Raw genomic sequence first — 12,375 nt, 5'->3', positions numbered from 1 at the left:
ACGGCGCGATACCCCTTGCTACTCGGCGTTGCCTTGGCCCGCCGAGTATCTAATTTGTTGACTGTTAAGGTGGCTTGATGAGCCCTGTGCTTAAAAAACCTGTGCTTGAGAAACGCGTGCTTAAATGGATACCGCTGGCACTGGCAACGGCGGTTGCGCTTGCTGGCTGCGCGCGAGATGGTTACTACCACGATCGTAACCTGGATTACACCGAAGCTGCCCCTGCCCCGCCCTTAGTGCTGCCTGAAACTCGTAATACCCAGCGTTATCGTGATGTCATGCCAGTGCCACAAGCCGCGACCCAAGGCACGCGGATTGAGAGCGCGGCCGACATCGCGCCACCGCAGTCGTTGACGGTGGGGAGCGGTTTAGAGCCCGATTACGTGGAGCGCCGTCAGGTAGGTAATCAGTCGTGGCTAGTCATCGCCGCTGAAACCGGTGCCGTGTGGCCGCAGTTAGAAGCTTTTGCACGCAGCCGCCAGCTAGGCGTGCAGCAGAGTAATGCCAACCAAGGCGTTATTGAAACCTCTCAGGCGACGCTGCGTTTGCAAAGCGCGTTACGTGCTGGCAGCAGTGAAGTCCGCTGCGAGCAAGGCGGGCAAACCCAGGCCAACTGCCTTGACGCGTTAGAGCAGTACTTAGGTGCGCGCAGCGCGAGCGCCAGTGCATCCTCCTCGTGGACAGCTCAGCGCTTGGCCAGTCAGCAAACGCTACAGATACGTCAGCAAGACGACGAGTGGCAAGTAGTGATACCCCAGCCTGTTGACCGTGTTTGGGCCGAGCTAAATCACTATTTGGCGCTCGATTTTAGCGTTGAAGGCCAGCGTGATTTACTTGACACCTCTGCGGAAAACTATGAGTTCTTAGTTGAATATATGACGGAAAGCGAGCGTGGTCGCAACCCGCTGCAAATCGTCTTTAGCCCAGATGTGCGCCGTATGTCTCAGGAAATTCGCCTAGCTCTGCAGCCGAATGGTGACCAGACCATACTACGTGCGATCAATGCCAGCGAGCGTCGCTTGAGTGCCGATGATCAGCGCGAGTTGCTTGAGCGTGTCTCCGGCTATTTACGTTAATTTTTAATGCTGCACCCTTTTCGGAGTCCCCATGGAAAAGCGCCAAGAGCTCTATGCCGGTAAGGCAAAATCTGTTTACACCACTGACGACCCTGACGTACTGGTACTGCACTTTCGTGATGATACCAGCGCTTTTGACGGCAAAAAGAAAGAGGCGTTAGCCCGTAAGGGGATGGTGAACAACATTTTCAATGCGTTCATTATGCAGCGCTTGGAAGAGGGGGGAATCCCTACGCATTTTGAAAAGCAGCTTTCTGACAACGAAAGCTTAGTTAAAAAAATGCAGATGATCCCGGTTGAGTGTGTTGTACGTAATATCGCTGCTGGCAGCCTGGTTAAGCGTTTAGGCGTTGAAGAGGGCATTGCCCTGACCCCGCCGACCTTTGAACTGTTTTTGAAAAACGATGAGAAGGGCGACCCGATGATTAACGAGTCGCTGGCGGAAACCTTTGGCTGGGCGACTCCCGAGCAGCTGGCAAAAATGAAAGCGCTAACCTTTAAAGTGAACCACATCCTCAAACAGCTGTTTGCTGAGGGCGATATGCTCCTGGTGGATTACAAGCTTGAGTTTGGTGTGTTCAAAGGTGAGGTGGTGTTGGGTGACGAGTTCTCCCCAGATGGCTGCCGCTTGTGGGATGCCAACACCCGCGAGAAGCTGGATAAAGACCGCTTCCGCCAGGGGTTGGGGGGCGTTATTGAAGCCTACGAAGAAGTGGGTCGCCGCTTGGGGATTACCTTTCCCGCATAGCGATAGCTATGCCTAAAATGGGTCGATTGCCACCACCTCTAAGGTGGTGGCACTGTTTTTAGCACCTGGTTTTATAATAGCGCGAAACTTTACATCGACATCCCGCAGCCGTACGCCGTAAGTACGCTCGCTGGCGCCATTGCGCTGGTAGGCAGGGCGTGGGTCTTGCCCCAGCACCTGCTCGATGAGCGCGTGGAGTGATATGCCGTCGGTCCGGGCGGCGAGGCTTATCTGGGCGGCTTGGCTGAAACACACGGAAAGCCGGTCGGGAGCATGCGGCGCAAAGCCTGCTTTTGCATCGAGTTTTGCCTCTGCCCAAGGTAGGTAGGGTTTAATATCGACCACGGGGGTGCCGCTGATTAAATCGCAGCCTACAAGCTGCAGGCGCACCCCGTCAGATGTGTCGACGTTACCTAGTTCGATCAGCGAAAGGCCTAACCGATTCGGCCGGTGGGTGCTGCGGCTGGCAAACACGCCCACTTTACGATTGCCGCCCAAGCGGGGTGGACGCACTAATGGCGTCCAACGTGTCGGGCTTTGGTGGAAAATAAACGAGACCCATAGGTGGCTAAAGTCTTCTAAGCCGCGCACAGTAAGCGGGTCGTTGTAAGGTGGCATCAGTACGAGGCTAGCATGAGCGTCGGGCGCTAGCCCTGGCTGGCGGGGAACACCGAATTTATCGGGGTAGTCACTTTCGATATAGCCAATGGGCGTGATCGAAAAGTGTTCGCCGTGCGGGCCGTCATCCATCATGATTGCCTTTTGTAAGGGTAGATTGAGAAGTAGTGGGCGTAGTATAAAGCAGCTCAATGGCCTAAGCCTGCTTGAATGATGCACCGAACGATAGCTCAACAGCTCAGAGGTAACGCATGACGAAAATGGAAGAGTCTAAAGCGCCTGCCTCGAAGACGCGTATCGTATATCGCGCGGGTTTAGCGCGAGACGCTGCCGATCAAGCTGAGGTGTTTTATCACGCAGTGATGCAGGGAGCCGCCACGCATTATGACCTGAGCGAGCGCCGTGCCTGGGCGAATGCGCTGCCACGGGAAGCGAGCGCTTGGGCTGCTCGCCAGGCACTTTATACCACCTTGGTGGCAACCTGCGACGGACGCTGTGTGGGCTTTTTAGAGCTGGGTTTAACCACCGGGCGTATCGAAACGCTCTACGTTTGGCCTTCGCTGAGCGGGCGGGGGATTGGCACGACGCTGCTGATTCACGCCGAGCGCCTCCTGTTGGAGCAGGGCCAATCCCATGTGGAAATTGAAGCCAGCTTGGTGCTCTATGAGCGGTTGCTTCGCCGAGGGTTTAACGACCACGGCGAGCAGTGGGTTGAGCGTAGCGGTGAGCGGCTAAAACGTTACCGCATGACAAAACCGTTAAACGCGGTGGAAACCTAAGCGGGTTAGACGTTAAAGGTTTGGGTAATCCGCATGGAGAGGTCGATGGACTGCACGTCTTTGGTCAGGGCGCCGCTGGAAATGCAGTTTACGCCTGTGTCAGCAATGGCTTTTAAGGTCGTCGCATCCACATTGCCAGATGCTTCCAGCGTTGCGCGGCCGCCGTTAATTTCCACTGCAACATGCAAATCTTCCAAGGCGAAGTTGTCGAGCATAATAATATCGGCGCCGGCGGCCAATGCCTGATCGAGTTCTTCAAAGGTCTCCACTTCCACCTCAACGGGAATATCGCTTGCCAGCTTGCGGGCCTGTGCAACGGCAGCTTGGATGCCCCCGCAAGCAGCAATGTGATTCTCTTTGATTAAAAACGCATCCCATAAACCGAGACGGTGGTTATGGCCGCCGCCACAGGTAACCGCATACTTCTGGGCAAGTCGCATGCCGGGTAGCGTTTTACGGGTATCGAGTAAACGGACACCGGTGCCTTCAATTAAGTCGACGTAACGGCGTGTTGCCGTTGCCGTGGCGGAGAGCGTTTGCAGGACGTTAAGCGCGGCGCGTTCGCCGGTGAGCAGACTGCGGGCGGGGCCTTCCAGCTCTAAAAAGCATTGCTCTGCAACGAGCGTGTCCCCATCTGCCGCTTGCCAGCGCAGGGTGACACGACTATCCAAGCGGCGAAATATTTCATCCACCCAGGCGACGCCGCACAGCACCGCTGTCTCTCGGGATATCACTTTAGCGGTGGCCCACTGGTTCTCAGGAATTAACTGCGCGGTAATATCGCCTGGGCCAACGTCTTCGGCCAACAGGTGCGCGGCGCTGGAACGGATCTCTTCGGCAAGTGCGTTTTGATAATGCATGGGGGTCTCTGGGCGTCATCAAGTGTGAACCGCATTATAGTGAAAGTCAGCGTCAACGTAGAGGAGCGTGTGCCCGTGATGAATAATGAAACCACTGGTGGCTGGGAAACGGCGAGACAGGTGGCATCGCCAAACTACGATCGCAGGCCAACCAATGAGGTATCGCTGCTGTTGATTCATGCGATTAGCCTTCCGCCAGGCCAGTTTAGCGGTGGTGCGATTGAAGCGCTGTTCACCAATCAATTAGTACCGGACGAGCACCCTTTTTTTGCGGAGATTGCTCACCTGCGCGTTTCCGCGCACTTTTTAATTCGTCGCGATGGACATTGTGTACAGTTTGTTGATACGGATCATCGCGCTTGGCATTCTGGGCGTTCACGCTGGTGGGACAGGCGCCAACACGAATGGCGAACCGCATTAAATGATTTCTCAGTGGGCATAGAGCTGGAAGGTGATGACTTAACACCTTTCACTCAGGCGCAGTATCAAACGTTGGTGGCTGTGTCCCATTGGCTGATGTTGCGCTACCCATTATTGGATAGATCGCGCATTACCAGTCATGCGCATGTCGCCCCACTAAGAAAAACGGACCCCGGTCCAACGTTTGATTGGGCTTATTTTTACCAGCAGCTAGAGCCAAAGAGCGTGCTGTAATGTTGTTTTATAAATAGGCTTAGGAACGTTGGAAAATTAATTAAGTACTTCACCTGCAAGTAAAACAAACGGTAGTTTGGCTACATTTTTGCGCGCCAATTAGCTGCGACTAAAGCATAGAATTTTTCTTATGTTGCGGTGCAGTAGTTTGTTTTCGATAGACTTTTCCCGCGTGTTGGAATTGGCAGAGTGACGACTTTGCGGTATCTTCGCATATACAAAAGGCTAACTTTTACGACATTTTTGTAGCTTTACTACATTTAAAAGCATGTAGCTCATTGAATGTAGAACGAAAACCCCTGCACGGCGCACATGCGTCGGCTGTTTATTGGCTTGTGGTGGCTAAACACCGCAGCTGCCCCAGGCCCCATGGGTTAGCGGGGCTCATTGTCATTTATCGTCATTCGGAGAGACCTCTATGAGTCTGGAGACAAGAGAAGATCTCGATACGGTCGAAACCACGGAGTGGCTGGACTCCCTGGAATCGGTACTGGATCGTGAGGGCGAAGATCGTGCCCGTTACCTGATGACCCGCCTGGCGGATCGCCTGCGTCGGGATGGGATGAAGGTACCCTTCTCGGTGACAACCCCGCACCGTAATACCATTCCGGTTCACCGCGAAGCCCCCATGCCCGGCGATCTGTTTATGGAGCGTCGCATTCGCTCCTTGATTCGCTACAACGCCATCGCCCAGGTGATTCGCAACAACCGCGCGAACCCAGGGCTCGGTGGTCACATTGCCAGCTTCATGTCGTCCGCCACGCTGTATGACGTGGGCTTTAACCACTTCTTCCGCGCCCCCAAGGGCGACTTTGAAGGCGACCTGATCTACATCCAGGGCCACGTCGCGCCGGGTATCTACGCGCGCTCTTATTTGGAAGGCCGCCTGTCCGAAGACCAGATGGACCGCTTCCGTCGCGAAGTCGACGGCGATGGTCTCTCGTCCTACCCGCACCCGTGGCTGATGCCGGATTACTGGCAGTTCCCCACCGTCTCCATGGGCCTGGGCCCGATTCAGGCGATCTATCAAGCCCACGTGATGAAGTACCTGCATCACCGTGAGCTCAAAGACATGCACGACCGTAAGATCTGGTGCTTTATGGGCGACGGCGAGTGCGACGAGCCGGAATCCCTGGGCGCGATTTCCCTGGCCGGTCGTGAGAACCTCGACAACCTGATCTTCGTGATCAACTGCAACCTGCAGCGCCTGGACGGCCCGGTACGCGGCAACTCCCGTGTCATGGACGAGTTCGAAGGCGTGTTCCGCGGCGCCGGTTGGAACGTCATCAAGGTGGTCTGGGGCCGTCATTGGGACCCGCTGTTCGAGAAAGACAAGAAGGGCGTCCTGCAAAAGCGCATGGACGAAGCGGTCGACGGCGAGTACCAGAACTACAAGGCCAACGGCGGCTCCTACACCCGCGAGCACTTCTTCGGTAAGTACCCCGAAACCGAAGAGATGGTCAAAGACCTCTCCGACGAGGATATCTGGAAGCTCAACCGCGGCGGCCACGACCCGTTCAAGGTCTACGCGGCCTACCACGAAGCCGTTAACCAAACCAACGGCAAGCCCACGGTCATCCTGGCGCACACCGTCAAAGGCTACGGCATGGGCAGCGGCGACGGCGAAGCCGCCAACGAGTCCCACCAGGTCAAGAGCATGGAGTACGAAGCGCTGCGTAAATTCCGCGACCGCTTCGGCATTCCGCTCACCGACGAACAGCTCAAAGAGGTGCCCTACTACAAGCCGGAAGAGGACTCCCCCGAGCTTAAGTACATGCACCTGCAGCGCGAGCGCTTAAACGGCTACCTGCCGAGCCGGCGCAGCGACTTTGAGGCGCTAGAGATCCCCAGCCTCGAAGACAAAACCTTTGCCTCGCAAATGGGCGGCTCCAAAGGCCGTGAAGTCTCCACCACCATGGCGTTTGTGCGCGTGCTCAACGGCCTGGTGAAGGATAAGAAACTCGGTAAGCACGTCGTCCCGATTATCCCCGACGAAGCGCGTACCTTCGGCATGGAGGGCATGTTCCGCCAGCTCGGCATCTACACCTCCGAAGGGCAGAAGTATGAGCCGGTCGATAAAGGCCAGATCATGTTCTACCGCGAGGATCAGAAAGGCCAGATTCTCGAAGAGGGGATCAGTGAAGCCGGCGCCATGTCCGCGTGGATTGCCGCGGCGACGTCCTACAGCAACAACAACGTCACCCTGCTGCCGTTCTACATTTACTACTCGATGTTCGGCTTCCAGCGGATTGGTGACTTAGCCTGGGCCGCCGGTGACCTGCAAGCCCGCGGCTTTATGGTCGGCGGCACCGCCGGGCGCACCACGCTCAACGGCGAAGGCCTGCAGCACCAGGATGGCCACAGCCTGATTCAGGCCTCCACCATCCCCAACTGCCGCAGCTACGACCCGACCTACGCCCACGAAGTCGCGGTGATTATTCAAGACGGTCTGAAGCGCATGTTCACCGACAAAGAGAACTGCTTCTACTACCTCACCGTCATGAACGAAAACTACGAGCAGCCCGCCCTGGAGACGGTGCCCGCGGACGACATCATCAAAGGCATGTACCTGCTCAACGAAACGAAGGGCGACAACGGCCGCGTGCAGCTGATGGGCTCCGGCACCATCCTGCGCGAAGTCGAAGCCGCTGCCGAGCTTCTGGCCAACGACTGGGGCATTGGCGCCGACATCTGGAGCGTCACCAGCTTTAACGAGCTGCGCCGCGAAGCGCTGCTGCTCGAGCGTGAAGGCTTCTTAAACCCGGACGCCGAGGCCAACAAGCCCCACGTCACGAAATGCCTGGAAGGCCGCGATGGGCCGGTGATTGCTTCCACCGACTACATGAAACTCTACGCGGATCAGGTGCGTGCCTGGGTACCGAATGACTACACCGTGCTCGGCACCGACGGCTTTGGCCGCTCCGACACCCGTGAGAAGCTGCGTTACTTCTTCGAAGTCGACCGCTACTTCGTCACCGTGGCCGCGCTGAAAGCGCTGGCCGACCGGGGCGAGCTTGACCGCAAGCACGTCGGCGAGGCGCTGAAGAAGTACGGCATCGATGCCAACAAGCCCAACCCGCTGACCAGCTAAACGCTGCCCGGCGGGCAGGTGCCCGCCGGCTCGATCCGATTTGGAAGGAGCGCGACCTTGAGTAGCGAAATTATCAAAGTTCCCGACATCGGTGGCGATACCGATGTCGAAATCATCGAGATTGCGGTGTCAGAAGGCGACGTCATTGAAGCGGAAGACACCCTAATCACCCTGGAATCCGACAAAGCCAGCATGGACGTCCCCGCCCCGAAAGGCGGCAAGGTGCTCAAAGTGCTGGTCAAAGAAGGCGACAGCGTCTCCGAAGGCGACGACATCGTTGAGCTGGAAGTCGAGGGTGGCGGCGACGAGCAGCAAGAGAGCTCGTCTGACAGCCAGCCTGAAGAGGCTCCAGCCAAGCAAGCAACACCCAAAGAGCCTTCTCAAGAACAGTCTAAAGAGCAACCGCAAGAGCAGAAGCCTGCGGCTAAAAAGTCCGCCGGTGGTAAGCAGACGGTAGATATCACAGTGCCCGATCTTGGCGGCTCGGACAGCGTCGAGATCATCGAGGTGGCCGTAGGCGAAGGCGATGAGGTCGAAGCCGAAGACACCCTGATCACGCTAGAGTCGGACAAAGCCTCCATGGACGTGCCCAGCCCCCATAGCGGCAAGATCGTGGCGCTGACCGTCAAAGAGGGCGACACGGTGTCGGAAGGCGACGTCATCGGCCAGATGGAGATCGCGGGCGACGGTGGTGACGAAGACGAGGCGCCTGCCCAGGAAGCTGAATCCGCCGCCAGCAGTGCGCCGCAAGAAGCGGTTGAGGAAGAGAGTGCCGAAGAAGCGAGCGGCAGCGGCGAACCCGAGCGTAAAGAGATTCGCGTCCCGGATCTGTCAGGCTCTTCTGATGTGCCGATCATTGAAATCGGTGTGGCTGCCGGTGACGAGATCAACGAAGAAGATCCGCTGATCACCTTAGAATCTGACAAAGCGTCGATGGACGTGCCAAGCCCTTATAAAGGCAAGCTCCTAGAGCTGACCGTGAAAGAGGGCGACACCGTCTCTGAAGGCGACGTGATCGGCTATATCGAAGTCGCCGGTACCGAAAAGGCGGCGCCGAAAAAAGCGGCGCCTGAAAAGGCACCGCAAAGCAGCGCTAGTAGCCCATCCAGTGCTAAGCCTGCCGCCAGCGGCGGTACGCCAAGCCCTGAAGCCCAAATGGCCGCGCATAAGCCACGTGATGGCAAGCTGGTTCACGCAGGCCCGGCGGTACGTATGTTAGCCCGCGAACTGGGCGTTGATCTTGGCCTAGTGAAGCCCAGTGGCCCGAAGGACCGCGTGCTGAAAGAGGACGTGCAGGCGTACGTCAAGCAAGCGATTGCTAACCAAGGCAGCGCGTCAGCAGCCGCGCCGGCAGCAACGGGCGGGGCGGGTATTCCTGCGATTCCCGAGGTCGACTTCAGCCAGTTTGGTGAGGTGGAAGAGAAGCCCATGGGCCGCCTGCTCAAGATGGGCGCGACCAACCTGCACCGCAGCTGGCTCAACGTCCCCCACGTGACCCAGTTCGACGAAGCGGATATCACTGAGCTTGAAGCCTTCCGCAAAGCCATGAAGGCCGAAGCGGAAGCGCAGGGCGCAAAACTCACGCCGCTGCCGTTTATGGTCAAAGCGTGTGCCTTTGCGCTGCGTAAGTTCCCCCAGTTTAACGTCAGCCTGAAAGGCGATGGCGATACGCTGGTCTGGAAAAACTACGTGCATATCGGTATCGCGGTGGATACGCCGGAGGGCCTGATGGTGCCGGTAGTGCGCAACGCCGACCAAAAATCCTTGATTGAGATTGCCAAGGAGATGGCGGAGCTGGGCAAGAAAGCGCAAACCAAGAAGCTCAAGCGTGACGAGATGACCGGCGGCTGCTTCACGATTTCGAGCCTGGGTTCGATTGGTGGCACGGCATTTACGCCGATTGTTAATGCGCCGGAAGTGGCGATCTTGGGCGTATCGAAAGCGCAAATGAAACCGGTGTGGGATGGCAGTGCCTTCCAGCCGCGTTTGATGATGCCGCTCTCGCTCTCCTACGATCACCGGGCGATTAACGGTGCCGATGCGGCGCGCTTTACCGCTTTCCTGGCGGATGTGCTAACCGACATTCGACGGTTGTTGCTGTAAACCGTTATAAAGCAGAACGACACACGGCGCCCATTGGGGCGCCGTGTGTGTTTGTAGCCTATTAGCGCCCCAAAACAGGGGTGACCAAAGTACAAGAAACGGCCACTTTGCTGTTTTAACTTAAAAAAGTACTAAAAAAAGCGTCTTTCAGGCTTTTGGAGAGTTGTGTCGTCTTTACGGCACGGTTATTGTCGACTCATTATTTTATTCTATTGCGATCATTCAAGGAGCAGTGCCATGCGTTTAATCCTATTGGGTGCCCCAGGGGCGGGGAAGGGAACTCAAGCTCAGTTTATTTGTGAGCAGTATAAGATTCCCCAAATTTCCACTGGGGATATGCTGCGCACGGCAATCAAAGATGGCACTGAGCTGGGCCTAAAAGTAAAAGAGATCATGAATAGCGGTGGTCTTGTTTCCGATGACATCATTATTGACTTGGTGAAAGAGCGCATTAGCCAGCCAGACTGCGCCAATGGTTTTCTATTCGATGGTTTTCCCCGCACGATCCCGCAAGCGGATGCCATGAAAGAGGGCGGCGTAAAGCTTGACCATGTGCTGGAAATAGCCGTCCCTGATGAAGAAATTGTTAACCGTTTAGCGGGTCGCCGCGTGCATCCGGCGTCAGGTCGCGTGTATCACGTTGAACACAATCCGCCTAAAGAGCCGGGTAAAGATGACGTGACCGGTGAAGCGCTGATTCAGCGTGAAGATGATCAAGAGTCTACCGTGCGTAATCGTTTATCGGTGTACCACGACCAGACCGCCCCGTTAGTTGATTACTATCAGCAGTGGGCTAAAGAAGATCCGCAAACCGCTCCCCAGTACCATCGCGTTGAGGGGATCGGCAGCGTTGCTGATATTACTCGTCAGGTAAAAGAAGCGCTAAATTAAGCGATATGTGCCCTGTATTAACGACGATGGCCCGCCTTGTGCGGGCCATCGTCGTTAAGGCTCTGCAGCGGTATAATGCCTCTCTATTTCTCCTGAGTATGAAACTGCTATGCCATCACTCTTACTCGCGCTGGACGCCTCTTCCAGCGCCTGTTCAGCCGCGCTAATACGTCAAGAGGGAGCAGAGCGTGAGTGTATTGCGCGTTTTGAGCTAACCCCGCGCGCCCACACGCGCCGACTGATGCCCATGGTGGATGACGTGCTGGCAGAGGCGCAAGTCTCTCCCCAGCAGTTAGACGCGGTGGCGTTTGGGCGTGGCCCTGGCTCGTTTACGGGCCTGCGCATCGCAGCAGGTACGGCCCAAGGCTTGGCATTTGGGTTGGATCGTCCCTTGCTGGGCATTTCCACGTTGGAAGCACTCGCGCTTCAGGTTCACCGGCGCTACCATTTTCGCCATGTCGTCACCGCGTTGGATGCGCGTATGGGGGAAATCTACGTGGCGACGTGGCACTGTTTAAACGATAGCGTTAGCCGCCAAAGCAATGAGGTCGTGATGGCACCGGAAAGGTTGCATCTGCCCTCAGATGAAACCGACTGGGTGGGCGTTGGTTCAGGGTTTAGCTTATGGGAGCAGTTTACTGCCGATGTGCAAGCCAACATGACTCAGTACCTTAGTGACCTTGAACCGAGGGCCGAAGAGATGGCGTGGCTTGGCTTGCGTGATTTGGAGACTGGTTTGGGACAGGCGGCCCATGACGCCCAGCCGGTGTACCTACGTAACGATGTGGCGTGGAAAAAGCCCGCATGAGCGATAGCACGTGGCGCACACTGCCTGAAGCGTTAGTGCTGCCTGCTGGGCTTACCTTGGCCCAGCATGAAGGCCAGCTAGCCCTTGTCGGAAGCGAGCAGCAGTATGGTAAGCCGCTAAGCGTTGATTTTGTCGCGGGAAAGGCGGCTCATCGACGCCAGTTTGGGGGCGGCCGAGGGCAGTTGGTGGCCAAAGCCTGTGGCTTAGCTAAAGGGGCAACGCCAAGCATCGTGGATGCTACTGCAGGGCTAGGACGCGATGCGTTTGTGCTGGCAAGTTTAGGCGCAAAGGTACTGTTAATAGAGCGCGTAGCGGCCATTGCTGCGCTGCTAAACGATGGCCTTTCTAGAGCGGCGCAAGCGGAAGAGACAGCCGCGATTGCGGCACGTATGCAGTTGCGCCATGGTGATGCCGCCAATGCCCTGGCTGAGCTGGTGGCCGATGCGCAATTTGCCCCCCAGGTTATTCATCTTGACCCGATGTTTCCCCATCGCGAAAAGTCTGCACTAGTGAAAAAAGAGATGCGCCTGTTTCGAGAGCTGGCCGGCGACGATAATGACGCTCCTAGGCTGCTGGAGGCAGCGTTGGATGTGGCAACGCATCGCGTTGTGGTTAAGCGGCCTCGTAAGGCGCCGCCCATTGCCGGGCCTGCTCCCCAGCATACCCTTGAGGGGAAAACGAGCCGCTACGATCTTTACGTGCATCGTTCGCTAACCCGTTAACGTTTCTCAACGCAAAAAGGAGCCT

Annotated in this window: 11 protein-coding genes; 9 read left to right on the top strand and 2 right to left on the bottom strand. The window is 56.7% G+C overall.

Annotated elements, in window-relative coordinates; all coding sequences use genetic code 11:
• Nucleotides 1-77: 77 nt before the first annotated feature.
• Together bamC and purC are read left to right on the top strand one after the other, a co-directional pair.
• Nucleotides 78-1,076: an outer membrane protein assembly factor BamC gene (gene bamC / locus LOS15_RS11650; RefSeq protein ID WP_263066124.1), complete on the top strand. Its 999-nt coding sequence runs from the start codon at nucleotides 78-80 to the stop codon at nucleotides 1,074-1,076.
• Between the two features lie 31 nt (nucleotides 1,077-1,107).
• Complete coding sequence (purC, locus tag LOS15_RS11645; protein WP_263066122.1) at nucleotides 1,108-1,824, top strand: phosphoribosylaminoimidazolesuccinocarboxamide synthase; 717 nt, start codon at nucleotides 1,108-1,110, stop codon at nucleotides 1,822-1,824.
• 12 nt (nucleotides 1,825-1,836) lie between these two features.
• On the opposite strand, the gene tsaA is transcribed toward purC, so the two are convergent.
• Nucleotides 1,837-2,574, bottom strand: a complete 738-nt coding sequence (gene tsaA, locus LOS15_RS11640; RefSeq protein WP_263069707.1) for a tRNA (N6-threonylcarbamoyladenosine(37)-N6)-methyltransferase TrmO — start codon at nucleotides 2,572-2,574, stop codon at nucleotides 1,837-1,839.
• A 119-nt stretch (nucleotides 2,575-2,693) separates the two neighbouring features.
• Here tsaA and LOS15_RS11635 point away from each other — a divergent pair, with 119 nt between their 5' ends.
• Nucleotides 2,694-3,221: a GNAT family N-acetyltransferase gene (locus LOS15_RS11635; RefSeq protein ID WP_263066120.1), complete on the top strand. Its 528-nt coding sequence runs from the start codon at nucleotides 2,694-2,696 to the stop codon at nucleotides 3,219-3,221.
• A gap of 5 nt (nucleotides 3,222-3,226) precedes the next feature.
• On the opposite strand, the gene nadC is transcribed toward LOS15_RS11635, so the two are convergent.
• Nucleotides 3,227-4,081 carry a carboxylating nicotinate-nucleotide diphosphorylase gene (gene nadC / locus LOS15_RS11630; RefSeq protein WP_263066117.1) on the bottom strand — a complete coding sequence of 285 codons (855 nt, stop codon included), beginning with the start codon at nucleotides 4,079-4,081 and terminating at the stop codon, nucleotides 3,227-3,229.
• A gap of 78 nt (nucleotides 4,082-4,159) precedes the next feature.
• Between nadC and ampD the strand changes: the two genes are divergently transcribed.
• The 6 genes from ampD to LOS15_RS11600 all read left to right on the top strand — a co-directional run bounded on the left by ampD (nucleotide 4,160) and on the right by LOS15_RS11600 (nucleotide 12,350).
• Nucleotides 4,160-4,735, top strand: a complete 576-nt coding sequence (gene ampD / locus LOS15_RS11625) for a 1,6-anhydro-N-acetylmuramyl-L-alanine amidase AmpD (protein ID WP_263069705.1) — start codon at nucleotides 4,160-4,162, stop codon at nucleotides 4,733-4,735.
• A gap of 418 nt (nucleotides 4,736-5,153) precedes the next feature.
• A complete protein-coding gene (gene aceE, locus LOS15_RS11620; protein ID WP_263066115.1) occupies nucleotides 5,154-7,826 on the top strand; it encodes a pyruvate dehydrogenase (acetyl-transferring), homodimeric type in 2,673 nt (890 codons plus the stop codon).
• Nucleotides 7,827-7,883: 57 nt separating this feature from the next.
• Entirely contained in the window at nucleotides 7,884-9,929 is a 2,046-nt protein-coding gene (aceF, locus tag LOS15_RS11615) for a pyruvate dehydrogenase complex dihydrolipoyllysine-residue acetyltransferase (protein WP_263066114.1), read from the top strand.
• Between the two features lie 237 nt (nucleotides 9,930-10,166).
• Entirely contained in the window at nucleotides 10,167-10,820 is a 654-nt protein-coding gene (gene adk / locus LOS15_RS11610) for an adenylate kinase (RefSeq protein ID WP_263066112.1), read from the top strand.
• A gap of 109 nt (nucleotides 10,821-10,929) precedes the next feature.
• Complete coding sequence (tsaB, locus tag LOS15_RS11605; protein WP_263066111.1) at nucleotides 10,930-11,628, top strand: tRNA (adenosine(37)-N6)-threonylcarbamoyltransferase complex dimerization subunit type 1 TsaB; 699 nt, start codon at nucleotides 10,930-10,932, stop codon at nucleotides 11,626-11,628.
• Complete coding sequence (locus LOS15_RS11600) at nucleotides 11,625-12,350, top strand: class I SAM-dependent methyltransferase (protein WP_263066109.1); 726 nt, start codon at nucleotides 11,625-11,627, stop codon at nucleotides 12,348-12,350. Before tsaB ends, LOS15_RS11600 begins: the two co-directional genes overlap by 4 nt.
• Nucleotides 12,351-12,375 lie beyond the last annotated feature (25 nt).

Source organism: Halomonas sp. 7T (assembly GCF_025643255.1).
Lineage (GTDB): Bacteria > Pseudomonadota > Gammaproteobacteria > Pseudomonadales > Halomonadaceae > Vreelandella.
Note: the sequence above shows the minus strand (reverse complement) of the source record. Positions and strands in the feature narration are given on the sequence as shown.